This window comes from Parafannyhessea umbonata (genome assembly GCF_900111255.1).
In the GTDB taxonomy this organism is placed as follows: Bacteria; Actinomycetota; Coriobacteriia; order Coriobacteriales; family Atopobiaceae; genus Olsenella_J; species Olsenella_J umbonata_A.
This window is the reverse complement of the sequence record NZ_FOGP01000002.1, coordinates 26,300-52,474: the sequence shown is the minus strand read 5'-3', so window position 1 is coordinate 52,474 and position 26,175 is coordinate 26,300. Positions and strand designations below refer to the sequence as shown.

The window sequence follows — 26,175 nt, the reverse complement described above, 5'->3', positions numbered from 1 at the left end:
TCACCCACATGAGACTTCCCAGAGAGGACTGGTACGACCGACTCGAGCCACTGCTGGCACGCGTCGAGAAGCCCTCGCGCTACCTCGACCACGAGTGGGGCGCAGTCGAGGACCAGGACGGCCCCTTCCACGTTTGCATGATGTACCCCGACGTCTACGAGGTCGGCCAGCCCAACATGGGCATCGCCATCCTCTACAACACGCTCAACGCGCAGGAGGGTATCTCCTGCGAAAGGGGCTTCCTGCCCTGGATCGATCTTTCCGATCTCATGAGGGAGAAGGGAATCCCGCTGCTTGCCCTCGAGAGCTCTTCTCCCGTGGCGTCGTTCGACATCGTTGGCTTCACGCTTGCTCATGAGATGGCCTGCACCAACATCGTCGAGGCACTCGATCTTTCCGGCATCGCCATTCGCGCGGCCGAGCGCGCCGAGGATGACCCGATCGTCATTGCCGGAGGACCTTCGGTCTGGAACTGCGAGCCCGTCTCGCCCATGTTCGACGCTATTCTTCTTGGTGACGGCGAGGAGGCCATTGTCGAGATGTGCCACGTCGTCCGCGACGCGCGCGCCTGCGGTATGACCAGGGCAGAAATCCTCCGCGGACTCTCTGAGGTCGAGGGCGTTTACGTCCCCTCGCTCTACGACGTAGTTGTAGACCAGAGCTCCACCGAGTGGGGCTACGCGGTTTCACGCGAGGGCTCTGACGCGCCCGAGGTCGTCCTCAAGCGCACCCTCAGGGACTTCTCGAAGACCGACCCCCTTCCACAGAAGATCGTTCCCTACATGGGAATCGTTCAGGACCGCCTGGCCATTGAGGTTCTTCGCGGCTGCGCGCGAGGGTGCAGGTTCTGCCAGGCGGGCATGAGCTATCGCCCGGTCCGCGAGCGTCCCGCCGGCGACGTCATTGCCGCGGCCCAGGAGGGGCTTGCCGTGACGGGGCATGACGAGGTCTCGCTTACGTCGCTCTCGACCACCGACCACTCGCAGTGCGCGCAGATCCTGCACCAGCTCAACGAGGACATTCGCGGCACGGGCGTCCGCGTGTCAATCCCGTCCCAGCGCCTAGACTCCTTTGGCGTCGAGATGGCGGCCGAGGTCGGCGGCGCCAAGAAGGGTGGGCTAACATTCGCCCCCGAGGCGGGCAGCCAGCGTCTGCGCGACGTCATCAACAAGAACGTCACGGTCGAGAACATCGACATGGCGGCTCGCAACGCCTTCGAGAACGGCTGGCGCCGCATGAAGCTGTACTTCATGATGGGGCTGCCCACGGAGACCGACGACGACATCGTGGCGATCAACGAGGTTGCCGACCGCGTGCTCGAGATTGGGCGCGACGTGGTCGGAAAGGGCCCGAAGAGTGGCGTTTCGGTTTCCATCTCGGTTGCCGTCTTCGTTCCCAAGGCGCACACGCCCTTCCAGTGGGCGGGTCAGCTGCCGCTCGAGGAGGTGCGTCGCCGCCAGCAGCTGCTGCTTCACAGCTGTCCCGACCACGCCATCAAGATCTCGTACCACGACGCAGATGTCTCCCTTGTAGAGGCGGTCCTCTCGAAGATGGGCAGGCGCGGCTTTGAACTCATCTACGCGGCCTGGCGACATGGCTGCCGTTTCGACGCTTGGACGGACCAGTTCTCGTTCCAAAAGTGGGAGGATGCCGCCCAGGAGGTGGGCTTCGACCTGCAGAAGATCGCATCCGAGCAGCTTCCGCTCACCGTGCGCCTGCCGTGGGAGCACACCTCTCCCGCCGTGTCGAAGGGATTCCTCCAGCGCGAGTGGCGAAGGGCCGCTGAGGGCGTAACGACGCCCGATTGTACGATGACCAGCTGCACCGGCTGCGGCGTGTGTCCCGCGCTTGGTGTGAAGAATGCGATAGTGGGGGACCGCCATGTCGGACGCTAGCACGCAGAAGAGGCTCAGGGTTCGCTACCGCAAGGATGGTCGCCTGGCCTACCTCGGTCACCTCGAGGTGCTTAACACAATCAACCGCTCCGTTCGACGCTCTGACGTGCCCTTTGCCGTCGGCAATGGCTTCGCTCGCCGCATCAGGCTGCAGTTCTCGCAGGCGCTGCCCGTGGGCGCGTCCTCGGAGTGCGAGTTCTACGACCTCACGCTCACCGAGGAACTCGAGCCTTCCCGCGCGCTCGACATGCTTCGCCGAGCGACGCCGTCCGCCCTCGCTCCCGACGAGGCTGGCTACGTCGACAGGAGCCTGCCGGCGCTCGAGGCCTGGCTAACGCGTGCTGACTGGCACGTTCAGCTGCCCGCTCAGGGTGTAGACGTCTCTGGCCTTGGCGAGTCCTTCTCTGCCCTTAAATCTGAAGGCGTACTGAGCTACCTGCGCGGCGAGAAGAGAAAGACCATTGACGTCTCGTCGGCCCTCGTGTCATGGGAGATCTCACTAATGGATGACGCGCTGCACATCGAGCTCGCGACCAGGTCGTCCAACGACGGATCCCTTCGCCCGCAGGTTCTTCTCAACGCAGCCTTTGATAGGCTCGGCGTGGCTGGAAGCGACGTTCCCGTGCCGCGCGTCGCGCGCATCGGGCAGTGGCACGAGGGCGAAGATGGGCTTCTCGTGAATGCGCTGTAAACGGGCCGCTTGACGGCTTTGCGGCAGGTATTCTGTCCAAGGCGTGTACTGCTTGTGAATGCCAGCTTTTTGTTGACCGAGCAGGTAATCGCTAGTAAGATGTGTTGCTGTTGCACAAAACCAGTAATGAAGGGTTACCAAATGTACGCAATCGTTACCACTGGTGGCAAGCAGTATAAGGTTGCCAAGGGCGACGTCTTCGACGTCGAGAAGCTCGACGCGCAGCCTGGCGACAAGGTTAAGCTTGACGTCCTCATGCTTAATGACGGCAAGAAGACTGTCGTTGACGCTGCCACGCTCGCTAAGAAGAAGGTCACCTGCGAGATTGTTGAGCAGTTCAAGGGCGAGAAGGTCCTCGTCTTCAAGCTCAAGAAGCGCAAGCGCTACCACCGCACCAAGGGCCACCGCCAGAACCTCACCAGGCTCAAGGTCACCTCGATGCCCACCACCAGGACCAGCGCGGCAAAGTCCGCCTCTACCGAGGCCAAGGCCGAGTAGACGTCCGAGCATTTTTTCATTTTGAGTAGATAGGCAGGTAAGACAATGGCTCACAAGAAAGGCCTCGGCTCTTCTCGCAACGGCCGTGACTCCAACGCCCAGCGTCTTGGCACCAAGATTTATGGTGGCCAGGCCGTGAAGACTGGTCAGATCATCGTCCGCCAGCGTGGTACGCACATCACCCCCGGCGAGAACGTTGGTCGTGGCAAGGACGACACCCTGTTCGCACTTGCTGATGGCACCGTTGAGTTCGTCAAGGGTGCTAAGCACTACGTGCACGTTCGCACCGCCTAGTGCAAGAGCTTAGAGTTTGTTGAGCCCCCTCCTTCGAGGGGGCTTTTTGTTACTAGACAAAGACGTGTGCCGAATTGTTGTGGAGCGTTTTCGTCGGTTTTGATAGATTGTCACCAGCGACATCGGATATAGACCCAGGAGGTGGATTACATGCCTTTTCTCGCGAGCAAGAACTGGTGGTGGCATAGTCTATCCTCTCTCGGTCAACTCTGAGCCGATCGCTGCCGCATAGGTAAAGAAGATGGCGACTTCCGAGTTGATCGGGGGTCGCCTTTGCTTTGCCGCGCTAAAGTCCGCAGTTCCAACAGCCAGTAGGAGGAAGCCATGTCAGACGCAAACCAGCCTCGCACCGTTAGTCAGTCCGCCAAGAACAATGGCCTCGACATCTCTTCGCTCGTGCTCACCGCCATCCTGGTGGCAGCGGGCATCATCCTCAACATCACGCTTGGCAACGCCCTTGCGGTCACGGGCATCAAGCCCCAGTTCGTCATCGCGTCGTATTGCCTTGCCGTGCTGCTCATCAGGCCCAAGACGAGCCAGGCCGTCGTGCTCGGGCTGATCTCCGCCGCCATCATCCAGGTTTCCACCTCGATTCCGGGGCTCAACTTCCTGACCGAGTCCGCCGGTGCGCTGGTCATGGCCGCCATCGTCAACGGCACTTCCGGGGAGGGCAGGGTTGTTCCTCTCGTCGGAGCGTTCTGCGCGACGCTCGTGTCCGGTCTTCTGTTCGCGGCCTGCGGAACGCTGATCATGGGTGCCGACATCGCGACCGTCGTTGTCAAGCTTCCCATCGTGCTTGGCACTGCAGTGTTCAACGCAATCGTCGTGCAGGCTCTCTACCTGCCGCTCAAGAAGGCTCTCAAGCGCTAGATGCGTTATTTTGACCAGGGAGGTCAGCTCGTGAATCAAAAGGCAGTCCGGCGCGGCGGAGAAGGTCCGAGGTTCGATGTCGCTAGCCTGGTCCTGGTGGCCATGCTCCTCGCGGCCGGTTTCATCCTCAACATGACCGTCGGCAAGGCCCTCTCCATGACGGGCATCCAGCCCGAGTTCGTCATCTCGTCGTATTGCCTTGCGATTCTCCTGCTGCGCCCGACCCTGCCTCATGGCGTTCTCATCGGGGTTCTCGCGGCCACCGTCATTCAGTTCACCACGTCGATTCCCGGCCTCGAGTACGTCTGCGACATCCCCGCGTCTCTCCTCATGGCCGCGATCGTCAGGCTTACGGGGGAAAGGGGGCCGCGCGGCCTCGTGCCCTTCCTGTCCACGTGCGTCACGACGGCCGTCTCGGGCCTCATCTTTGCCACCCTTGCGACTGTGGTCGTGCTCAGGGGCGAGCCCCTGGCCGTGGTGGCCATGCTGCCCATTGTCATTGGCACCGCCCTCGCCAACGCTATAGTGGTCCAATCGCTGTATCTTCCCCTGAGGAGTGCCTTCCTGCAGAGGCTCCCCTCAACGGGGGAGGCGTCGGGCACATCCCGCGACGACTCGGACGGCGTCGTCCAAGGCGTTCGTGCCGAAGGTGGATCAAACGAGTCGCTTGACGTGTCGACCGCGACCACGGAGGCGGTTCCTGACGTCTACCCAGGTGCCGCGGCCGTGGAGCTTCAGCACGTCTCCTTTACCTATGACGGAGCCCGTCGCCGCGCCCTTGACGACGTCAGCCTGACCTTTGGTGCCGGATCCTTTGTGGGCGTGATCGGCCCCTCTGGAGCTGGAAAGACCACCTTGGCCTCGGTCGTCTCCGGTGCCATTCCCCATCACTTCGCCGGGGAGTTCCGTGGAGCGGCACTCGTCGGCGGCATGGACACCTGCGAGGTGGCGCTGACGGACGTCTCGCGCGTCGTAGGGTCCGTATTGCAGGACATTGACGCCCAGATGGTGGCTGCGGACGTCGAGGACGAGATCTTGTACGGACTCGAGAACTTTGGCTTCGAGCGGAGCGCCATCGAGAAGCGCGTGTCGTATGCGCTTCGCACCGCAGGCATCGAGGACCTGAGGCGCAGGGAGATCTCGACGCTCTCGGGCGGCCAGAAGCAGAAGGTGGCGATTGCCGCCATCCTCGCCATCAGCCCACGGGTCATGGTGCTCGACGAGCCGACCGCGGCCCTCGACCCCGCGTCCTCGCGCATGGTCTTCGAGACCCTCAGGGAGCTCAATGCGCGTGGCATCACGGTCATCGTCATCGAGCAGAAGGTCGCCCTTCTCTCTGAGTACTGCGACCGCGTCATCGTCCTCTCCCAGGGCTCCGTCGCGCTTGACGGCTCTCCGCGAGAGGTGTTCTCGCACTCCAAGGACCTTCGCGACATCGGTGTGGACAGCCCCCGCGTCACGCGCATATCCAATGGCCTTGCTGTGACTGGAGTCCTTGACCCTGCCGAGAAGGGCTTCCTCACCGTCTCGCAGGCCCGTGACGGCCTGCTCGGCCTGCTCTCTTCCACGCCGGTGAAGGCCGCGTCTCACGTTGCCCCCTCGGCTTCTCCTCATCGCCTTGCCACTCCCGCGCCCGCAGGCGACCCCATGCTTTCCTTGAGGGACGTGTCGTTTAGCTATGGCGTCGGCAAGGCGTCCGTCGACCATGTCTGCTTCGACGTGGGCGCCGGCGAACTCGTCGCCGTCGTCGGGCAGAACGGAGCGGGAAAGACCACCCTCACTAAGCTCATGAACGGCCTGCTCAAGCCGGGTGACGGTAGCGTCAACATCTGCGGTCTCGACACGCGCCGGGCGCGCACCAGCGAGATTGCCCAGAAGGTCTCCACGCTGTTCCAGAACCCCGATCACCAGATCTGCAGGCAGACGGTGCTCGAGGAGGTCGCCTTCAGCCTGCAACTGCTTGGCGTCCCCGACGACGAGGCGTTCCAGCGCGCTGCGGACGTCGTGTCGTACTTCGGCCTCGACCCCGAGGCGGCCCCCTTCACGCTCTCGCGCGGACAGCGCCAGATCGTCGCCCTTGCCTCGGTCGTCGTGACGAACCCCAAGGTGATGATTCTCGACGAGCCGACAAGTGGTCTCGACTACCGCGAGTGTATGACCGTCATGGACTCGGTCAACGCGGCGCGCGAGCGCGGCTGCGCGGTGGTCATGGTCTGCCACGACATGGAGGTGGTCTCCGACTACGCGACGCGTCTCATCGTAATGGCAAACGGCAGGGTGTTGGAGGACGGCGAACCCTCCGTGCTGTTCTCGCGTGCGGAGCTGCTTGGCAAGGCGTGCATCGCACCCCCCCAGGTGAGCGAGCTGTCTCAGGGGTTGGCGGATGCCGGTTTCGAGCGCTTCCGCGGAATTACCGAGGTTAAGGACATCGTGGACGTCATGAAGGGACTGGTGGGGTAGATGGCCGGACTGCTCGAATACAGCGAGGGCAGCACGTTGCTGCACCGCGCGAACCCCATCTCGAAGGTCGCCTTCGCCGTCGCCGTCTGCATTGCGACGTTTCTCGCGAACGAGTACCTCACGCTCGTTCTCCTGCTGGCCCTCGTGCTCCTGGCGGGAGTCTATGCGGGCGTGGGAAAGAAGGCCGTCTCGCTCCTTCTGGCGTTCTCGTCTCTGGGTGCGCTCATGTTCCTGGTGCAGACTGTCATCGTGCGTGCTGGCACTCCCGTGTTCCTCTGGGTTACCGATAGGGGGGCGGACACGGGCGCTCATGTTGCCCTGCGTCTCGTGACCTTCGCGCTTCCCCTGGTTCTCATGCTTACCGTGACGCGCCTTACCGACCTGACCAACGCTGCGGTCGAGGTGCTTCACCTGCCATATCGCTATGCCTTCACCATTACCACTGCTCTCAGATTCGTGCCCATCTTCTCGCACGAGATGTCCCGCATCGTCGAGGCCCAGACTGCCCGTGGCGTCGAGTTTGACTCCGGCAACCCGCTCAGGAAGCTCGGCCTCATGATGCCCCTGGCGGCGCCGCTGCTCATCACCTCGGTCAGCAAGGCGGACGACACGGCGCTTGCGGCAGAGCAGCGTGGCTTCTACCTGAGGACGCGCGAGTCGTCCTACAAGCGCTATCCCATGGCAACCCGCGACTATGCGATCTTCTCGCTCTGCCTTGTGGTTATTGTGCTTGGCGCAATCTTCTAGGTGGTTCGCGACTTCCTTCCGAGCATGCGGCTCCCATTTGTTTTACGATGGACTACGCACTAAAGGAGGAACAACGTGCCTACCAACACTTTCACAGATCTCTGTCGCATCAACGTCAAGGGTGGCGACGGCGGTGCCGGCTGCATGTCGTTCCGTCGAGAGGCCTTCGTGCCGAAGGGCGGGCCCGATGGCGGCGATGGCGGCAACGGCGGCAGCGTCATTCTCGAATGCGACTCCCAGCTGTCGTCCCTCATTGACTATCGATTCAAGCATCACTTCAAGGCCGACCGTGGAACGCATGGCCAGGGCGCCCGTCGTCACGGCCGGGACGGCGAGGACATGGTGCTTAGGGTCCCTTTGGGCACGGTCGTCCGCGAGCTTGACCCCCAGACCATGGAGCCTGCCTTCGACATCGCCGACCTTACCCAGCCCGGGCAGCGCGTGGTCGTCGCTCCGGGCGGCGCAGGCGGCAAGGGCAACATCCACTTCGTCACTTCCGTCAGGCGTGCACCCGCGTTTGCCGAGAAGGGCGAGCCCGCCCAGGAGCACTGGATCGAGCTCGAGATGAAGCTCATGGCCGACGCCGCCCTCGTGGGCATGCCGTCGGTCGGCAAGAGCTCGCTCATCGCACGCCTTTCCGCGGCGCGCCCCAAGATTGCCGACTACCCCTTCACCACGCTCGTCCCCAACCTGGGCATGGTGCGCGCTAAGAGCGGCATGAGCTTCGTTGTGGCGGACGTCCCGGGCCTCATCGAGGGTGCCAGCGAGGGCAGGGGTCTCGGGCATGAGTTCTTGCGTCACATCGAGCGCACGGCTCTGATCCTTCACGTCGTGGACATGACGGGCGGATACGAGGGTCGTGACCCCATTGCCGACTACCGCGCCATCAATGCTGAGCTGGTCGCCTATGCCAGCGAACTTGCGCAGCGACCGCAGATCGTCGTAGCCAACAAGTGTGACATGCCCGGCGTCGAGGATGCCGTCGCCCTTCTCGGGGAGGAGGCTCGCAAGGACGGCCACCCGTTCTTCGCGGTCTCGGCAGTTACTGGCAAGGGGCTCGAGGAGCTTGTGACCGAGACGGCCAAGCAGGTCTCCACGCTTCGACAGCAGATCGAGGTCGAAACGCCCCTCGTCGACGTGAGCGCAGAGGTCGAGCACAGGCGCCAGCGTCGCGACCGCTCGATCACCATCAAGATGGAGTCGCGCGGCATCTGGCGGGTCTCCGGTGGAGCCATCGAGCGCATGGTTATCCAGACCGACTGGGAGAACGACGAGGCCGTCGCCTACCTCCAGCACCGCTTTGAGCGCATCGGCCTCGATAACAAGCTCGCCGCCGAGGGCTGCGTGCCCGGTGACGAGGTCAGGATTCTCGGCTACGCGTTCTCGTTCGACGGCCCTGAGCAGGAAGACGAGTTTGCCGAGCTTGTCGACGATGATGACGAGGACGTGGCCCTTGACGTTACCGTCGTGGACCTGGACGAGTCGTCTGACGCGGCGCAGGATTCCGACTCCAAGGGAGACGAGTAGCTTGGAGGGGGTATTCGACACGCCGGATGTCGTCGTGGTCAAGGTCGGGTCGTCGACTCTCGTTGATGCCAACAACCGTCCCGACCGTGCATTCATTGAGACGCTGTGCGATCAGGCCGCCGAGCTCCAGCACGATGGCTACCACGTCGTCATCGTCTCGTCCGGAGCCGTTGCTGCCGGCATGGAGCGCCTCGGCCTCGATTGCAAGCCCCAGGACATGCCTGGCCGCCAGGCCTGCGCGTCTGCGGGTCAGGCGGCCCTCACCGAGGTCTACGCCGACCTCCTGGGGCGCCATCGCATCGCGTGCGGCCAGGTCCTCCTTACTCGCAGGGACCTCACCGACCGCGAGGGTTACCTCAACGCGCGCAACACGCTCGGTCGGCTCATAGGCTTGGGCGCAATTCCCGTCATCAACGAGAACGACACCGTCTCGTTCACCGAGTTTAACTTCGGCGACAACGACACGCTGGGCGCTATCGTCTCGACCATGCTTAACGCCGACCTCTACGTCATCCTCTCGGATATCGATGGTCTTTATACCGCAAATCCGCAGGACGATCCCAATGCCGAGCTCGTTCCCCTCGTGAAGGAGATCACGCCGCGCATCGCCGCGATGGCCGGTGGGGCCGGATCGAGCGTGGGCACCGGCGGCATGGCCTCAAAGCTGCGCGCCGCCCGCGCGACGCTCGCCGCAGGCATCCCCATGGTCATCTGCAAGGGCCGCGAGCGCTTCTCGTTCGAGCGCGTCGTCAGGGGAGAGGCGCTTGGCACGCGATTTGAGGCCCCTTCTGGGACGACGCACGAAAGTGCCCGCAAGCTCTGGATCGGCCTGGCCGAGATGCCCAAGGGGTCGCTTGTCCTTGACGCGGGCGCGAGCGAGGCAGTCGTATCGCGCGGAGCCTCGGTGCTTCCCGTCGGCGTTGTCGGAGCGGAGGGCGTCTTCGAGGAGGGTGACGTCGTGAACGTCATCGACGATGCCGGAAAGCTCCTTGGAAGAGGTATAGTCCGCTACTCGAGCGAGGACATCGGTCGCGTCCACGGACTCAAGCTCGACGTCATCGAGCGATTCCTGCCGCACAAGGCCGGCCAGCCTGCGATTCACAGGGACGAGCTTCTCGTCTTCTAAGGAGGTTTGTTCATGGCTGACGCTGACGGCCTGGGTACGAGGGCCGATTTAGTCGAGAGGGGAGACCTGCCTCTGCTGGGACAGGATGTGTCTCGCACCTACCGGCTTGGCATCATGGGCGGGACCTTCGACCCCATCCACTACGGCCACCTCGTCACCGCCGAGCAAGCGTTCGACGACCTTGACCTGGACGTTGTCGTCTTCATGCCTGCCGGCAGGCCGGCGTTCAAGCAGGGCCGGAACGTCACCTCCGGCGAGGACCGCTATGCCATGACGCTGCTTGCCACGTCCGACAACCCGCACTTCGTCGCTACCCGCTTCGAGGTCGACCGCGCCGGCGTCACCTATACGGCGGACACGCTCGAGCTCCTGCGCGAGATTTATCCCGACAACGTCGAGCTCTTCTTCATCACCGGAGCCGATGCCATTGCCGAGATCGTCACCTGGAGGGAGGCCGGGCGCATCGCGCGGCTCGCGCACCTTGTCGGCGCGACGAGACCCGGGTACGACCTCGATCGCGCGGATGACCTGATCAGCGGGTCGCCCTACGACTTCGACGTGACATACCTCGAGGTTCCCGCGCTGGCGATATCGTCCAGCTACCTTCGCGAGCGTGTGAGTGGCGGCCAGAGCCTTCGCTACCTCACGCCCGACTCAGTTACGGGCTACATTCACAAGCACCATCTGTACGGCGTCGTCCCGACGCGCTACGTTTCTGTTCTCGAGGAAGGCGAGTCTTCGTGAGTCAAGGGGCATTCACCGCCGACCAGCTGTCGTTCATAATCCGGGTCCAGGGGGACCTTCGCAATCATATGCGTGCCGTGAAGCCGCGGCGCTACGAGCACTCGCTTTCCGTTGCGGAGACTGCCCAGAAGCTCGCGCTTCTCTACGACGTCGATCCCTTCGAGGCTCGCGTCGCCGGTATCCTCCACGACTGGGACAAAGTGCTTCCCGACGAAGAGCTGCTTAGGCGCTCGCAGGAGCGTGGCATCGATCTAGGCGTTGATCTCGAGCTCGTTCTTCCGCTGCTTCACGGCATCCTCGCGGCCCGCGAGCTTCCCGAGATCTACCCCGAGCTTTCGCGTGACGTGCTCGTCGCCATCGAAAGGCACACCACGGCTGCGGTCGACATGACCCCTCTCGACATGGTCGTGTTCGTCGCCGACGGAATCGAACCGCTCCGACGCTCCTGTCCCAACATCGATCAGGTGCGCGCGATGGTTGGGAAGAGTTCACTTGAGGACCTGTTCTGGAACTCCTTTGCCGGGGGTATATCCTATGTCGTAGACACAAGGCGCTACCTTTATCCTGGAACTATCGAAATCTACAACGAACTTGTGAGGCGACGCGCGTCCTAGCGCTCGACCATCGCAACCCAGAGAAGGGACATCAATGGCAGTTACCCCGCTTGAGCTTGCTAAGGTCGCGGCCGCGGCCGCCGACGACAAGAAGGCATCCGACATCGTCCTGCTGGACCTTACCAGCATCTCCGACGTCAGTGACTACTTCCTGATCTGCACTGCCCAGAACAACCCGCAGATGGACGCCGTCCTGGACGAGATCAAGGAGAAGGTCCGCGTCAACTGCCAGGAGAAACCGCTCTCTTGCGAGGGTCGCGCGGGCACCAGCTGGGTCCTCATGGACTACGGTGCGGTCGTCGTCCACGTCTTCAAGCCCGAGTCGCGCGAGTACTACCGACTCGAGCGCCTGTGGGGTGAGGCCCCGCGCGTCGCTCTGGACCTCGCGGGCGCCATGCCCGAGAGCGAATATGAGGCCCTCGTGTCCTCCAAGGGGACCGCGGGAACTTCTTCCGAGGACGCGGAGTAGCGCTCTTCTATGGGCCTCCTTTGGTCGTCAGAAGTCCTCCTTGTTCATGGGGGCGGTGCCGGTGGTGCCGTCCCTGAATCTTAGGTCGCGCCCGTACGCGAGTGCGTCTTTACCGAAGCGTCTTCTGACCTCGTCCGCGGCGACCGACAGTTCCCGCAGCTCGTCCTTGTCGTGCGAGAGTGAGCCGGTCGCGGCCCTCGTTTTCCCCTGCGTGACGTCTTGCGGCGCGGCGTATGCCTCGCTCATATCCGAGAAGAGCTCGAGCTGCCGCCCTTGGCCCTCCCCAAACGCGCTGACGGCCACGCCGACCAGGCGGACGGGCGTCCCCTCTGCCCAGCACCTGTCCAGCAGGCGCACGGCGGCCTCGCCAAACACGTGCTCGTTATCGGTTGCCTCGTCCATCATCTCTTGGATGGTCCGCGTGTGCGTCATGTCAAAGCGCAGCTTGAGCGTCACGCGCCTTCCCCGGAGGCCCTTGCGCCGAAGTCGCGACCCCGTGAGTGCGCTCACGTGACGAATCGCAGCCTCGACCTCGTCCCTCTTTCGAAGATCCTGCGCGAAGGTGCGCTCGTTCGAGACCGACTTGACGACCCCGGCCTCGTCTGCCGGACGCACTTCCGACCTCTCCTGGCCCGCGGCACGCAGGACCATGCGTGGACCCGAGACGCCAAAGCGCTTCTCCATCTTATCGGGGTCCTGGCGGGCGAGCTGTCCAAGTGTGTTGATGCCGCACTCAAGCAGGGCGCGCTCGGTTGCCGCTCCGACTCCGCTCATCGCACGAACTGGCAGGGGAGCCAGGAAGGACGGCTCCGTTCCTGGCGCTACGATGGTGATGCCGCGCGGCTTCTGCCGCTCGGAGGCGATCTTCGCGATCGTCTTGTTCGTTCCGAGCCCAATCGAGCAGGTCACGCCTAGCTCGCCCACGCGCCTCTGGATTCGCCTGCAGATCTCTATGGGACTCTCCTTCGAGAAACGCCCTGGCGTGATGTCGAAGAACGCCTCGTCGATGGATACCTGTTCCATGAGCGGCGTCTCGTCCAAGATCACGGACATGACCATGGCCGACATCTCGCGATAGCGGTCGAAGCGGCCGCGCGTCCAGATTGCGTTCGGGCAGAGTCTCATGGCTTGGGACGAGGGCATTGCTGAGTGGACGCCGTACATGCGCGCCTCGTAGGAAGCGGTGGACACGACGCCCCTCTTATGGGCGGAGCCGCCCACGATGACGGGCTTGCCCCGCCATTCGGGATGGTCCAGCTGCTCGACCGACGCGAAGAAAGCGTCGAGGTCGAGCAGGCCGATTGCCGGTCCGCTCCAGCTCAGGAGCCCTGATCCTATTTCTCCATTTGTGCCCATGAGAGCATTATAGGTGCCCGCTGGCCTCTTGCGTGATCTAGAGGACGACCGTGAACGTCGTCCCCGCCTGCTCATTGCTCGTGACCGATATGCTGCCGCCGTGCGCCTCGGCTGTCGCCTTGGCTATGGCGAGCCCAAGGCCGAAGCCACCCTCTGACTTCGTCCTGCTACGAGCCTTGTCGGAGCGGTAGAAGCGGTCGAACACGTGGGGAAGTTCCTGTGGGTCGATGACCGCTCCGCGGTTGTTGACCGAGTAGACGACACGCTGTCCCTGGCGGGCTAGGCTCACGCTGATGGTCGTCTTGGGGCTCGCGTACTTGCAGGCGTTCTCGATGAGTATGCGAATCAGCCGCTCCATCCATTCCCTGTCGGCGTTGATGACGATCCCGTCCTGAACCGTTGTGCTGATGTCGTTCCAGTTCTCGAAGGCCACGGCGTCGAATTCGAGGGCTGACTGCTCGACCATCTCGGAGAGACTTATGGGCTCAATTCGCATCGCGCTCGCGAGGCCTGCTATGCACTCGTCCGCTCGGGCGAGCTGGAGGAGGTCGTTAACGAGACCCTTCATGTGGTTGGCCTCTTCGACGTTGCTCTTGATCCAGCGGCGACTCTCGGCGGGGATGTCCTTGGCCCTCTCGAGTATCTCGTTGTTTGCCGAAATTACGGCAAGTGGCGTCTTGAGCTCGTGAGATGCGTCGGCGATGAAACTCTTCTGCTGCTCCCATGCGACGGATACGGGCTTGAGGGCCCAGTCGGCCAGGAACCACGTGATGGCGAACATGAGCAGCAGGCCCAGCGCCACAATCTCGAGGTTTCGTACGATCATGCTCTGGAAGGTGAAGTCGGCATCGGTCGTGTCGACTATGGCGATGCGCACCGCGCCCCCGCCGATCGCCTTTGCCTTCCACGACACGTGAATGGAGCCGTCGTATCCCTCTTTTTGGCCCGAGTTGAGCGCTGCGTCGACAACCTGCGAGAGGACGCTGCTGTTGATGTAGACGGGACCTTCGCTTGACTGGAGGACGACTCCGTCGGAAGAGACCTCGACGGTCAGCGCGAGCATGGTCCTTCCGTGCGCAGAGTCTTCCTGGGGTGCGGTCATGCCGCCGATTGTCGGCACCGAGTTGAGTTCTCCGTCGAGGTTGCGGTCGAGGGCACCCGAGATGATGCTCCGCTGGTTCGCGTACGAGGAGTACATCGACATGCCGAGCACGCCAATCAGGACGGCGCCGACAAGCACCATGACTATGAGGATGAACTTGCGCTTGAGCTTCTTGAGCATGGCGCTCCTCGCTTTCGGGGCTAGGCGCTCGCGCCGTCGCCCACGTCGAACACCTCGAGGCGATAGCCAAGCATGCGCAGGGTGGTTATCTGGACCATGGAGTGGACGTGCGCTAGCTTCTTGCGCAGAAACGAGATGTAGGCCTCGACGGAGTTCTCGGATGCGTCGCCGTCGGTTCCCCAGACTCGTGTCAGGAGGTCCTGCTTCGAGACGACCCGTGCGTTGGAGCTCATGAGCATCTTGAGGACCTCAAACTCCTTGCCGGAGAGATGCACCGTGCGCTCCTTGCAGCTGAGGTCGTGCGTCTGGAGGTCGAGGGTGAGGTCGGCGTACTTGGCCTGCTCGATTACCACGTCGCCCTGCCTGCGCGTGAGGGCCCTGAGCCTCGCGAGCAGCTCCGGTGCCTCGAAGGGCTTCGTCATGTAGTCGTCGGCTCCGGTGTCGAGTCCCGTGACCTTGTCGGAGGTCGCGATGCGGGCCGTGAGCATGAGAACCGGGATGGAGTTGCCGCTTCTGCGTAGCTCGTGAACTATCTCGAAACCGTCCATGCCAGGAAGCATGACGTCCATGATGACGGCGTCGTACAGCCCGCTCTTACATGAGGCGAGGCCTGCGTTGCCGTCGTAGACTGCCTCGCAGTTGTAGCCCTCGTCGCAAACAATCTTCACGATTGCGTCTGCAAGGTTCTTCTCGTCTTCGACAACAAGGATGTTCATGTGTTCTCCCTTTGCTGGCGGTTACTCATTTTAAGCAAGTTTAAAATGTGACGCTGAAGTGAGCCTTAAAGGGCGCTTTGCGGGCTTTGCATGAACGTGTGCCTTCGCACAAGGTTCACAAAAACGACACCCACAGAGCCCCTGTACGTGGCGTATCATTAGCTTTCGCTTTATGTGGCAACGCGACGCACCATCCATCTATCCACGGCGTCGCTCGTCTGAAGGAGTTTAGTTTTGGCAGTTAAGATTCGTCTCGCCCGTCACGGTGCAAAGAAGCGTCCGTACTACCGCGTCGTCGTTGCTGATGGCCGCATGCCGCGCGATGGTCGTTACATCGAGCTCGTTGGTCGCTACAACCCCCTGACCAACCCCAAGACCATTGACCTTGACCTCGAGAAGATCGACGAGTGGGTTTCCAAGGGTGCCCAGCCCTCCAACGCTGTCGCTCACCTGATCGACATCGCCCGCTCTGACGCTCCTGCTCCCGAGAAGAAGCAGAAGCTCTCCAAGAAGGCTGCCGCCAAGGCCGCTGCTGCCGCCGAGGCCGCTGCCGAGGCTGCGGACGCGGAGTAGCTACTGTGTCCGAGGAACTCACGGACGTTGTGGATTCCCTCGACCAGACCGTCGATAACGGCGAGGAAATGGCTTCCGACAAGGTCGCTGATCTTGTCGAGTACATCGTTTGCGGTCTCGTTACCAACGAGGACGCCGTGTCGCTTGACGTCACGGACAGCGATGGTTCCGCACTTATCGAGGTAAGCTGCGCAGAGGAGGATGCCGGCCGCATCATCGGCAGGAAGGGCCGTACGATCAAGGCTATCCGCACGCTTGCACGTGCCCTTGGTTCGCGCGTGGGGACTTCCGTCGAGGTTGAGGTTCTGGGCTAACGATCCGTGCACACGAGATATAGGGCTATAGCCCGTGTGGTGAAGACGCACGGGAAGAGGGGGGAGGTCGTGACGGTTCCCGTTCACGGCCTTCCCCCTATGTTGCGCGAGAGACTCGACGTGACGCCAGTGCCGCCGGCCCTCAAGGGGCCGAGGGGCCGCGTCGTCATGTCGGCGAGCTACAACGGCTCGGGGCAGCTCGTCTCGCTCGGCGGCGTCAGCGACATCAACGCGGCGTCAGAGCTTGTGGGGAAGGTTCTCCTGGCACGCATTGACGACCTTCCCGAGGGGTTCGAGAGACACGATGTCGACGCCCTTTTGGGCCGTGAGGTTGTGGACTCGAACATGGGCGCGCTGGGCAGCGTGGCTGAGGTGATGGTTGGCCGTGCCAATGACGTCTGGGTCGTCAGGGGGCCGTACGGCGAGGTGCTGATTCCCGTCGTCGACGCCGTCGTCGACGAGCTCGTCGAGGACGGTCCAATCCGAGTCACGATTCCATCCGGTTTGATTGAGGGCGCATAGCATGAGGTTTGAGACGCTTTCCGTTTTTCCGCAGGTGTTCGCGCCCTATCTGGACGAGTCCATCATGGGCCGCGCGCAGCGCAAGGGCGTGTTCGACTTCGAGGCCTTCGACCTGAGGCGCTGGACTCACGACCGGCACAACACCGTCGACGACGCCCCATTTGGCGGCGGTCAGGGCATGCTCATGAAGCCCGAGCCCATCTACGAGGCCGTCGACGAGATTTCATCCATGGGAGAGGGGCGACCCCACATCGTGTTCTTCTCGCCTTGCGGAAGGCGCTATGACGAGTCGTGCGCCGAGCGCCTTGCTGGCGAGGAACGCGTGCTTCTTGTTTGCGGACGCTACGAGGGCATGGACGAAAGGGCCTACGAGCTTGCTGACGAGGTCTTCTCGCTGGGTGACTACGTGCTCACGGGCGGAGAGCTCGCTGCGCTCGTCGTCATCGACTCGGTCGTGAGGCTTCTTCCCGGGGCCTTGGGAGACGACATGAGCGCCAAGGACGAGTCGTTCTCTGGGAGCCTGCTCGAGTACGCCCAGTACACCCGTCCCGCCGAGTACCGCGGGATGGGCGTTCCCGACGTCTTGCTGTCGGGGGACCACGGGGCCGTTGACCGCTGGAGGCGCAGAAACGCCATCGAACGCACTGCCCTGTGGAGGCCCGACCTCCTCAAGGGTGCCGACCTCACCCCCGAGGAGCTCGCCTTTGCGCGAGAGGTGATCCAGAGGTCTAACGGCGGAGGCGATGTCGATGAGTAAGGTCGGGGGGGACGCGGGCCGCCGCATTCCCGCTTGGGTCGAGTGGGTACTGACGATTGCCGTGGGCGTGGGCATCGCGCTCCTGGTGAGGGCGTTCGTCGCCGAGCCGTTCCTCATCCCGTCTGCGTCGATGGTCCCGACCATTCAGGAGGGTGATCGCGTCCTCGGCGAGAAGATCACCTACAAGGGGTCCTCGCCGCAGCGTGGCGACGTCGTCACCTTTGTCGATCCCACTGACGGCTCGACGACGCTCATCAAGCGCGTCGTCGCCGTAGGCGGCCAGACGGTTGACCTTCGCGACGGCGTGGTCTACGTCGACGACGAGGCCCTCGACGAGCCGTATGCGCATGGCAAGCCCAGCTATCCGCTGGACCGCTACGCGAGCGCGCTGCAGGGGCCGATTGTGTATCCCTACACCGTCCCCGAGGGATGCGTTTGGGTTATGGGAGACAACCGCACCAACTCTCTCGACTCTCGATACTTTGGGGCCGTGCCGATAAGTTCAGTTTCATCTAAGGCGTGCGTCATCTTCTGGCCGCCTGATGATTTCGCTACACTTTAGGAGTTTGTTTTTAATCGAAAGAGGGGAAGATAGGGCGATGAGCGACAAGCCTTTGACGTTTCAGGAAATGATCCTGGCGCTTGAGCACTACTGGGCCGATAAGGGCTGCACGGTGATGCAGCCGTACGATTCTGAGGTTGGTGCCGGTACGTTCCATACTGCCACGCTCCTTCGCTCCCTGGGTCCCGACTCCTGGCGCACCTGCTATCCGCAGCCGTGCCGCCGTCCGGCCGACGGCCGATACGGCGACAACCCCAACCGCCTGCAGCACTACTACCAGTTCCAGGTTCTCCTGAAGCCGTCCCCCGCGGACTCTCAGGACCTCTACCTTGGCAGCCTTGCCGCTATCGGCCTCGACCCCAAGGACCATGACGTCCGTTTCGTCGAGGATGACTGGGAGTCCCCGACGCTTGGTGCCTGGGGCCTCGGCTGGGAGGTCTGGCTCAACGGCATGGAGGTCACTCAGTTCACATACTTCCAGCAGGTTGGCGGCATCGAGGTCGATCCCGTCCCCGTCGAGATTACCTACGGCCTCGAGCGCATCGCCATGTACGCTCAGGGCGTCAACTCTGTTTACGATCTCGTCTGGAGCTACCTGCCCGATGGCACGCCCATGACCTATGGCGACGTCTTCCATGAGAACGAGTACGAGTTCAGCGCCTACAACTTCGAGGTCGCCAACGTCGAGATGATGCGTCAGAAGTTCGACGACTACGAGAACGAGTGCCATGCCTGCCTCGACCGCGGCCTGCCTCTTCCCGCATACGACTGCGTCATGAAGTGCTCGCACGCCTTCAACCTTCTTGACTCGCGTGGCGCCATCTCGGCCACGGAGCGCGCCAACTATATCCTGCGCGTCCGCACCGTCGCCAAGGCATGCTGCGAGGCGTACATGGAAAAGGTCGCCGGCGCCACCGATGCGTCTGACAAGAAGGGGGAGGTGGCCTAAATGGCAGACACTCTCGATTTCCTCTTTGAGGTAGGCACCGAGGAGATGCCCTCGGCTCCGCTCATCCACGCAATCAAGCAGTTTGGCCAGCTCATCGAGTCGGGCCTCGACAAGGCCGGCCTCGACCACGGCGAGGTCAAGGCCATGAGCACGCCTCGCCGCCTGACCGTCATCGTCAAGGATCTCGCCACTTCCACGGCCGAGGTGCACGAGGTCATGCGCGGACCCGCGACCAGCATCGCCTTCGACGCCGAGGGCAGTGCCACGAAGGCCGCCATGGGCTTCGCCCGCAAGTTCGGCCTCTCCGCCGACGAGCTTGTGCGCAAGGTCGACTCCGACGGCCGCGAGTACGTCTTCGCCGAGAAGAACATCCCCTCCATGCCCGCGACGCCCATCCTGTCCGAGCTCTGCGAGAAGAGCATCGCCGCGCTCGACTGGCCAAACTACAGGAGCCAGCGCTGGGGCGGCAACCACGAGACGTTTGTCCGTCCCGTCAGGTGGATCTGCGCGCTTCTGGGCGAGGATGTCGTGCCCGTCTCTTATGCTGACGTCACCTCCTCCAACGTCACCTACGGTCACCGCGTCCTCGGCCCCGGCGAGCACGTCGTCAAGGATCCCTCCAGCTATGTCGAGGTCCTTCGCAACGCCGGCGTCCTTCTCGAGGGCGAGCGTCGCGCGGCCATTCTCGACGGCATCAAGAAGGTTGAGCAGGAGCGTGGTGGCGCCCATGTCGACACGCCGAAGAAGGTCTTCGATGAAGTTGTCAATCTCTGCGAGTACCCGACGGTGCTTGTTGGCAAGTTCGACGAGGAATTCCTCGACGTCCCCAACGAGATCATTTGCGAGTCGATGCTTTCTAACCAGCGATACTTCCCGATCTACGACTCCGAGGGCAAGCTCACCCGAGAGTTCGTCGTCGTCTCTAACTCCGACCCGCGCAACAACGAGCGCGTGATCGACGGCAACGAGCGCGTCGTCCGTGCCCGCCTCGACGATGCCAAGTTCTTCTACGACGAGGACCTGAAGAAGCCCCTCGAGGACTATGTCCAGAAGCTTGACTCTGTCGTCTTCCAAGAGAAGCTCGGCACGGTCCTGCAAAAGTCCCAGCGCATGGTGACGGTTGCAGGCGAGGTCGCCAAGCAGGTCGCGGAGTCCGACGGGCTCGTTGAGGACGCTCGTCGTGCGGCTTTTCTCGCTAAGGCCGACCTCGTAACCCAGGCGGTCGTCGAGTTCACCAGCCAGCAGGGCGTCATGGGCGGGTACTACGCCAAGGCTTCTGGCGAGTCTGATGACGTCGCCGCTGCGATTCGCGATCACTACCGTCCGCGCTTTGCTGGTGACGATCTGCCTGAGGGAACCGTCGGTCGATGCGTTGCCATCGCCGACAAGCTCGACACGGTTTGCGGCATCTTCGCCATCGACGAGCCCCCCACTGGCTCCTCTGACCCGTTTGCCGTCCGCAGGTCTGCCATCGGCATTATCGCCATGCTTCGCACGCTTCCGAGCGTCTCTCTCAAGTCCCTCATCGCCGTTTCCCTTGCCGCATACGCCGCCCAGGGCCTCGAATTTGACTCTGCCGCCGTCACCAAGGCGGTCGAGAAGTTCTTCGCTGGCCGACTCAACACCATCGCCAAGGACGAGAAGATCTCGTTCGACACCATCGAGGCCGTCTCCTCTGTCGGCGTGATCGATCCGGTCGAGTTCATCGACCGTGCCCGTGCCCTCGACGACGCCCGCAAGGACCAGCCGGAGCTCTTTGATGACCTCGCGACCGCGTACGCTCGCGCGGCACACCTTGGTGACGCGAGCCTGGGCTGCGACGTCGACGAGAGCATCATGGGCGAGTCCGAGCTCCAGCTGCTCTCCGCATGCGTCAAGGGTGCCTCGAGCGTCGAATCCGCCTTGGCTGCCGGCGACTATTCCGGTGCCTGCAAGGCTCTCGCCGAACTAAGGGAGCCAATCGACCGTTTCTTTGATGACGTTCTTGTCATGGACGATGACACTGTTGTGAGAGAGAATCGCCTGAGGCTTCTTAACAAGTTTGCTTCCGTCTTTAGCGATGTTGCTAACATCGGGGTACTCTCAAAGAAGAAGTAATAGGGTCGGGGAGTCCGATCCGCGAGTCAGGGGGCAGTCCTGCCCCCGCCTGTTTGGAGGTCTACATGACAGACGCAGCAACCGATGAAGAACTGTTCAACGCTGCAGCCCCTGTCGTCATTGTCATCTCTGATGCCTGTGGCAAGACGGCTACCGGCGTCGTTGAGGCAGCGGCTGACCAGTTTGGCGCCGATTCCGTGGTCATCAAGAGGCTCAGTAACGTCAAGACCGTCGATACCGTGTGCGAGTTCCTCAACGGAAACATCGAGGAGGACGTTCCCCTTGCGGTCTTCCACACCATTGTCGAGCGCAACCTGAGGCGCGATATTCGCCGCGAGCTCGACAAGCGCGGCATTCCCTCCATCGACCTTCTTGGTCCGGCTATCACCGTCATCTCCACGCTCACGGGCGAGGAGCCCAAGTACGAGCCTGGACGCAGGATGGATACGGAGGTTCAGGAGGTCTAGTGGGGCCGGGTAGTATAGGACTTTTTTGCACCCTATGTGCGGATATTTCCCCTACGGCCCATTTAGTGCCGCCTGTCGGACTGAGGGTTATCACCCAAACCCTCTGGATAAAAATAAGACACGTTGTGAGGCGCCTGCCGTGAGCAATCACAGCAGGCGCTCTTGTAAGTCCGGCATGCGAGTGCCATGAGATTTCGATCAGGGGTGTGAAAATGGCTGAAAAACACGTGTACAAGTTCGGTGTCGACGAAAACGGCAACAACGTGACCGAGGTCGCAGGGGCTTCCGTCGACGAGGCCAAGTGGATTACGGGTGGCAAGGGCGCCAACCTCGCCGAGATGGCCAACATTGGCCTTCCCGTTCCTCCGGGATTCTCCATCACCTGCCAGACTTGCGTTGCCTATTCTGGCGCGGGCAACGTCTGGCCTGAGGGCGTTCTCGACGAGATTGACGAGTATCGCAAGGATCTCGAGAAGCGCATGGGCAAGAAGCTCGGTGACAAGGACGATCCTCTGCTCGTCTCCGTCCGTTCCGGCGCGCCGTTCTCCATGCCTGGCATGATGGACACGGTTCTCAACCTCGGTCTGAACGACGACTCCGTCCAGGGTATCATCAAGCAGACCAACAACGAGCGCTTCGCCTGGGACTCCTACCGTCGTTTCGTCCAGATGTTCTCCAACGTCGTCATGGGCATCGACGGTGACCTCTTCGAGGAGGCCATCAACGCCAAGAAGGAGGAGAAGGGCGTCAAGCTCGACACCGAGCTCACTGCCGAGGATTTGAAGGACCTCACCGAGACCTTCAAGCAGATCTTCGCCAAGAACGTCGACTCAACCGCTCACCCCGAGGTTGCTCCCGAGGGCATTGCTTCCTTCCCCCAGGATCCCTACCTGCAGCTTCGTCTTGCAGAGCAGGCAGTCTTTGGCTCCTGGAACACGGAGCGCGCAGTCCTGTACCGCAAGCAGAACAAGATTCCCGATGACCTCGGCACGGCAGTCAACGTCCAGGTCATGGTCTTCGGAAACAAGGGTGATACCTCCGCGACCGGCGTCGCGTTCACGCGCAACCCTGCCGACGGCACCAACGAGCGCTATGGCGACTTCCTCGTCAACGCGCAGGGCGAGGACGTCGTCGCCGGCATCCGCAACACGGAGCCGATCGCCGATCTCGTCAAGATCCCTGCCCTTAAGGAGGCCGGTGAGGAGCTCTACCACGTCTTCGAGATCCTCGAGGACCACTACGCCGACATGATGGATCTTGAGTTCACCATCGAGCAGGGAAAACTCTGGATGCTCCAGACCCGCGTCGGCAAGCGCACCGCGCTCTCCGCCCTCAGGGTTGCTATTCAGATGGTCGAGGAGGGTCGCATCACCAAGGAGCAGGCCATCATGCGCGTCGCTCCCGACCAGCTCGACCAGCTCCTGCACCCGCAGTTTGACCCCAAGGCCGAGGTCGACGTCGTTGCCAAGGGCATGAACGCCTCTCCTGGCGCGGCCGTCGGCGCCGTCGTCTTCTCCTCTGACGCTGCGGTTCATTACTCCAACATCGAGAAGCCCTGCATCCTCGTCCGTTGGGAGACCACTCCCGATGACCTCAAGGGCATGGTCGCGGCAGAGGGCATCCTCACCTCTCACGGCGGCAAGACATCGCACGCGGCTGTCATTGCCCGTGGCATGGGTGCGCCGTGCGTCTGCGGCGCCGAGGCGCTCAAGATCGACGCCAAGGCAAAGGAATGCGTCATCTCCGGCACCGACATCGTCCTGCACGAGGGTGACATCATCTCGATTAACGGCACCACAGGCGACGTTATTATCGGCGAGGTGCCCCTGGTCCGCCCTGAGCTGACCGGCGACCTCGAGACCATCCTCTCCTGGGCGGACGACGTCCGTCGTGACGCTTCCCGCGGCCGCATCTTCGGCGTCCGCGCCAACGCCGACAACCCTGAGGACGCGCACATCTCTCGCGACTTCGGCGCAGACGGCATCGGCCTCGACCGTACCGAGCACATGTTCCTTGGCGAGCGCAAGGAGATCATCCAGTCCTTCATCCTCGCCGACCGCACCGGCGACAAGCAGAAGGCGCTTGGCAAGCTTCTGAAGGCCCAGACTGACGACTTCCTCGGCATGTTCAAGGAGATGGACGGCAAGACCGTCATCGTTCGTCTCCTCGATCCGCCTCTGCACGAGTTCCTCGACAATCCGCGCGAGTACGCGGTTGAGCTTGCTCATGCCGAGGACCGCGGCGAGAACGACACACAGATTAAGGCCCGTCGCGATCTCCTTGCCCGTCTGGATTCATTCCAGGAGGCCAACCCGATGCTCGGCCTCCGCGGCTGCCGACTCGGCATCGTCTACCCGGAGCTCACCGAGATGCAGGTTCGCGCCATCGCCAGCGCCGCCGCTCACCTGAAGAAGCGCGGCTTCGATCCTCGCCCCGAGATCATGGTTCCCCTCGTGGGCACCTGGCAGGAGCTCAAGGTTGTTCGCGACCAGGTCGAGGAGGTCGTCGCCTCCGTCGTCGAGCAGACCGGCGTCGAGCTCTCCATCCCCGTTGGCTGCATGATCGAGATCCCGCGCGCAGCCGTCACTGCCGACGAGATCGCGAAGTATGCGGACTTCTTCTCCTTCGGTACCAATGACCTTACGCAGATGGGCTTCGGCTACTCCCGTGACGACGTCGAGAGCGCCTTTATCCCCCTGTACCTCAAGAAGAAGATCCTGAAGACCAATCCGTTCGAGACGCTCGATTCGGGCATCGCCAAGCTCGTCAAGATGGGCGTCGAGGGCGGCCACGCCTCCAACGACACGATCATTTGCGGCGTCTGCGGCGAGACCGGTGGCGATCCCGAGTCCATCCAGATGTACTATGACCTCGGTCTCGACTACGTCTCCTGCTCCCCGTACCGCGTGCCCATCGCTCGCCTTGCCGGTGCGCAGGCCAAGATCAAGTCCAACGGCGGCCCTGCCAAGCTCTAGGCTGAGGCACGCTCGTCGAGTGACTGAGTAATCAGTAGGGGGGAAGCCCTTGGGCTTCTCCCCTTTGTGCTATCACGTTGCATGAGGGGTCTACGTTGACTACGGAGTGGGACATGGATGCTCTGGGCAGGGTTCAGATTGAGGCCGAGGAGGGCGAGAGGCTCTCGCGTTTCGCGACGCGCTCGTCTGCCAGCCTGGGCAGGGAGCGCGACGAGTTGCCCGATGCGTACCGCACATGCTTCCAACGCGACCGCGACCGTATCCTGCACTGCAAGAGCTTCCGTCGTCTCGCCAACAAGACGCAGGTATTCCTTGCGCCCGAGGGTGATCACTACAGGACGCGCCTCACCCACACGCTCGAGGTTGCCCAGATTGCCCGCGACATTGCGCGTCCCCTGCGCCTCAACGAAGACCTGACCGAGGCAATAGCCCTGGGGCACGATTTGGGCCACACGCCCTTCGGCCATGCGGGTGAGCGCGCGCTGCGCCGCGCCATCGGCTCCAGGGTCGGTGTCTCGGAGGAGGACGGCGACCGCTTCGGGGGCCTCTTCCGCCACAACGAGCAGAGCGTCCGCGTCGTGCGCTTCCTCGAGAAGGACGGCCGCGGGCTCAACCTCACGCGCGAGGTCCTCGACGGCATACGCTGCCATGCCGGCACCCTCAGGGCGTCCACGCTTGAGGGGCGCGTCGTCGCGCGTGCGGACAGGATAGCCTACGTGAATCATGACATCGACGACGCGGTGCGCGCCGGTCTGCTGACGGAGGACATGCTCCCTGCCGCTTCGCGTGCCATCCTTGGTGGCTCGTCCTCCGAACGAATCCAGACCATGGTCGAGGACGTCATAGCCGCGAGCGACGGCGCGGGAGACGTCTTGATGTCAAGGGAGAAGGAAGACGCCCTTCTCGATTTGAGGTCCTTCCTCTTCGAGAACCTCTATAACACCGGGGATGCCAAGCAGGAGGAGCCCAAGGCCGAGCAAATGCTCGTCTCGCTCTTTGACTATTTCATGGACCACGTCGACGAAGTCCCGCAAGAGTATCTGAGAGCCTGTGAGTCCGATGTGGTGCGGGTCGCTGACTACGTGAGCTCCATGACAGACCGCTACGCCATTCGCGTCTATCAGGAGGTGTTTGTCCCACGCGCCTGGAAGCTGGGCATGTGAGGTGATTTCCCGCATCGTGTCGCGAAGCTGTGAAGTTGCGCGCTCTTGAAGATTCGCCTTGCTTGCGCGGTGGGCAACCCATATAATTCCTTCTTGTGTGTAAAGCTATGTGTCGCGCACATTACGACGGCACCTCTAGAGACGAGGAAACGATGGATTACATTCGCGCTATCGAGCGTCAGCAGATCCGTGAGGACATCCCCCAGGTTCGCGTTGGCGACAACGTTAAGGTTCACTATCGCATCAAGGAGGGTGACCGCGAGCGTGAGCAGGTCTTCCAGGGCGACGTCATCCGCATGAGCGGCGGCAGCTCCCGCGAGACCTTCACCGTCCGCAAGCTCAGCTTCGGCTGCGGTGTCGAGCGTACCTTCCCCCTGCACAGCCCCAAGATTGCCAAGCTTGAGGTCGTGCGTCACGGTGACGTTCACCGCGCAAAGCTCTACTACCTCCGCGAGCGCGTTGGCAAGGCTGCCCGCATTCCCGAGAAGCGCTAGTAGTTCTTTATAT

General features: G+C 62.5%; 26 protein-coding genes. 23 read left to right on the top strand and 3 right to left on the bottom strand.

The window, feature by feature from the left end; genetic code table 11:
* Window positions 1–8: 8 nt before the first annotated feature.
* The 12 genes from BMY31_RS02970 (at window position 9) to rsfS (ending at window position 11,935) form a co-directional block, all read left to right on the top strand.
* Window positions 9–1,895 (top strand): TIGR03960 family B12-binding radical SAM protein, encoded by a 1,887-nt coding sequence (locus BMY31_RS02970; protein ID WP_091008171.1) that lies wholly within the window; start codon window positions 9–11, stop codon window positions 1,893–1,895.
* Entirely contained in the window at window positions 1,882–2,586 is a 705-nt protein-coding gene (locus BMY31_RS02965) for a TIGR03936 family radical SAM-associated protein (protein ID WP_091008168.1), read from the top strand. The genes BMY31_RS02970 and BMY31_RS02965 overlap by 14 nt, the downstream gene beginning before the upstream one ends.
* A gap of 141 nt (window positions 2,587–2,727) precedes the next feature.
* Entirely contained in the window at window positions 2,728–3,084 is a 357-nt protein-coding gene (gene rplU, locus BMY31_RS02960; RefSeq protein ID WP_078686788.1) for a 50S ribosomal protein L21, read from the top strand.
* Between the two features lie 45 nt (window positions 3,085–3,129).
* The gene (gene rpmA / locus BMY31_RS02955) at window positions 3,130–3,378 is read left to right on the top strand and encodes a 50S ribosomal protein L27 (protein ID WP_078686787.1); all 249 of its coding nucleotides are present in this window, start codon (window positions 3,130–3,132) and stop codon (window positions 3,376–3,378) included.
* A 324-nt stretch (window positions 3,379–3,702) separates the two neighbouring features.
* Window positions 3,703–4,248 (top strand): hypothetical protein, encoded by a 546-nt coding sequence (locus tag BMY31_RS02950; RefSeq protein ID WP_078686786.1) that lies wholly within the window; start codon window positions 3,703–3,705, stop codon window positions 4,246–4,248.
* A 30-nt stretch (window positions 4,249–4,278) separates the two neighbouring features.
* A complete protein-coding gene (locus tag BMY31_RS02945; RefSeq protein ID WP_257612366.1) occupies window positions 4,279–6,708 on the top strand; it encodes an ABC transporter ATP-binding protein in 2,430 nt (809 codons plus the stop codon).
* Window positions 6,709–7,455: an energy-coupling factor transporter transmembrane component T family protein gene (locus BMY31_RS02940; protein WP_091008164.1), complete on the top strand. Its 747-nt coding sequence runs from the start codon at window positions 6,709–6,711 to the stop codon at window positions 7,453–7,455.
* A 75-nt stretch (window positions 7,456–7,530) separates the two neighbouring features.
* The gene (obgE, locus tag BMY31_RS02935; protein ID WP_091008161.1) at window positions 7,531–8,982 is read left to right on the top strand and encodes a GTPase ObgE; all 1,452 of its coding nucleotides are present in this window, start codon (window positions 7,531–7,533) and stop codon (window positions 8,980–8,982) included.
* A gap of 1 nt (window position 8,983) precedes the next feature.
* Window positions 8,984–10,108, top strand: a complete 1,125-nt coding sequence (gene proB, locus BMY31_RS02930) for a glutamate 5-kinase (protein WP_078686783.1) — start codon at window positions 8,984–8,986, stop codon at window positions 10,106–10,108.
* A gap of 12 nt (window positions 10,109–10,120) precedes the next feature.
* Window positions 10,121–10,852 (top strand): nicotinate-nucleotide adenylyltransferase, encoded by a 732-nt coding sequence (gene nadD, locus BMY31_RS02925; protein WP_078686782.1) that lies wholly within the window; start codon window positions 10,121–10,123, stop codon window positions 10,850–10,852.
* Window positions 10,849–11,466, top strand: a complete 618-nt coding sequence (gene yqeK / locus BMY31_RS02920; protein WP_257612365.1) for a bis(5'-nucleosyl)-tetraphosphatase (symmetrical) YqeK — start codon at window positions 10,849–10,851, stop codon at window positions 11,464–11,466. The genes nadD and yqeK overlap by 4 nt, the downstream gene beginning before the upstream one ends.
* 34 nt (window positions 11,467–11,500) lie before the next feature.
* The gene (gene rsfS / locus BMY31_RS02915; protein ID WP_078686781.1) at window positions 11,501–11,935 is read left to right on the top strand and encodes a ribosome silencing factor; all 435 of its coding nucleotides are present in this window, start codon (window positions 11,501–11,503) and stop codon (window positions 11,933–11,935) included.
* A gap of 27 nt (window positions 11,936–11,962) precedes the next feature.
* Here the strand turns inward: rsfS and dinB are convergent, their stop codons facing one another.
* The 3 genes from dinB to BMY31_RS02900 are packed head-to-tail and all read right to left on the bottom strand — an operon-like array spanning window position 11,963 to window position 15,289.
* On the bottom strand, window positions 11,963–13,291 hold the full coding sequence (dinB, locus tag BMY31_RS02910) for a DNA polymerase IV (RefSeq protein ID WP_091008158.1): 1,329 nt from the start codon (window positions 13,289–13,291) through the stop codon (window positions 11,963–11,965).
* Window positions 13,292–13,328: 37 nt separating this feature from the next.
* Window positions 13,329–14,573, bottom strand: a complete 1,245-nt coding sequence (locus tag BMY31_RS02905; protein ID WP_078686779.1) for a sensor histidine kinase — start codon at window positions 14,571–14,573, stop codon at window positions 13,329–13,331.
* A 20-nt stretch (window positions 14,574–14,593) separates the two neighbouring features.
* Window positions 14,594–15,289 (bottom strand): response regulator transcription factor, encoded by a 696-nt coding sequence (locus BMY31_RS02900; protein ID WP_078686778.1) that lies wholly within the window; start codon window positions 15,287–15,289, stop codon window positions 14,594–14,596.
* A gap of 234 nt (window positions 15,290–15,523) precedes the next feature.
* On the opposite strand from BMY31_RS02900, the gene rpsP reads away from it, so the two are divergent.
* From rpsP to rplS, 11 genes are all read left to right on the top strand, one after another.
* Window positions 15,524–15,862 (top strand): 30S ribosomal protein S16, encoded by a 339-nt coding sequence (rpsP, locus tag BMY31_RS02895; RefSeq protein ID WP_078686777.1) that lies wholly within the window; start codon window positions 15,524–15,526, stop codon window positions 15,860–15,862.
* 5 nt (window positions 15,863–15,867) lie between these two features.
* Window positions 15,868–16,176, top strand: coding sequence for a KH domain-containing protein (locus BMY31_RS02890; protein WP_078686776.1), 309 nt, complete (start codon window positions 15,868–15,870; stop codon window positions 16,174–16,176).
* Window positions 16,177–16,182: 6 nt separating this feature from the next.
* Complete coding sequence (locus tag BMY31_RS02885) at window positions 16,183–16,698, top strand: ribosome maturation factor RimM (protein WP_091008154.1); 516 nt, start codon at window positions 16,183–16,185, stop codon at window positions 16,696–16,698.
* Between the two features lies 1 nt (window position 16,699).
* Window positions 16,700–17,455 carry a tRNA (guanosine(37)-N1)-methyltransferase TrmD gene (gene trmD, locus BMY31_RS02880; protein WP_091008151.1) on the top strand — a complete coding sequence of 252 codons (756 nt, stop codon included), beginning with the start codon at window positions 16,700–16,702 and terminating at the stop codon, window positions 17,453–17,455.
* Window positions 17,448–18,017, top strand: a complete 570-nt coding sequence (gene lepB / locus BMY31_RS02875) for a signal peptidase I (protein ID WP_180371341.1) — start codon at window positions 17,448–17,450, stop codon at window positions 18,015–18,017. The genes trmD and lepB overlap by 8 nt, the downstream gene beginning before the upstream one ends.
* A gap of 37 nt (window positions 18,018–18,054) precedes the next feature.
* A complete protein-coding gene (locus BMY31_RS02870; protein WP_091008146.1) occupies window positions 18,055–18,966 on the top strand; it encodes a glycine--tRNA ligase subunit alpha in 912 nt (303 codons plus the stop codon).
* Complete coding sequence (gene glyS, locus BMY31_RS02865) at window positions 18,967–21,063, top strand: glycine--tRNA ligase subunit beta (protein ID WP_091008144.1); 2,097 nt, start codon at window positions 18,967–18,969, stop codon at window positions 21,061–21,063.
* 65 nt (window positions 21,064–21,128) lie between these two features.
* Entirely contained in the window at window positions 21,129–21,530 is a 402-nt protein-coding gene (locus BMY31_RS02860; protein WP_078686770.1) for a kinase/pyrophosphorylase, read from the top strand.
* Between the two features lie 212 nt (window positions 21,531–21,742).
* Window positions 21,743–24,505: a pyruvate, phosphate dikinase gene (gene ppdK, locus BMY31_RS02855; RefSeq protein ID WP_078686769.1), complete on the top strand. Its 2,763-nt coding sequence runs from the start codon at window positions 21,743–21,745 to the stop codon at window positions 24,503–24,505.
* Between the two features lie 113 nt (window positions 24,506–24,618).
* Window positions 24,619–25,668 carry a deoxyguanosinetriphosphate triphosphohydrolase gene (locus tag BMY31_RS02850; protein WP_091008142.1) on the top strand — a complete coding sequence of 350 codons (1,050 nt, stop codon included), beginning with the start codon at window positions 24,619–24,621 and terminating at the stop codon, window positions 25,666–25,668.
* A gap of 152 nt (window positions 25,669–25,820) precedes the next feature.
* Complete coding sequence (gene rplS, locus BMY31_RS02845; RefSeq protein WP_078686767.1) at window positions 25,821–26,162, top strand: 50S ribosomal protein L19; 342 nt, start codon at window positions 25,821–25,823, stop codon at window positions 26,160–26,162.
* Window positions 26,163–26,175: the final 13 nt, after the last annotated feature.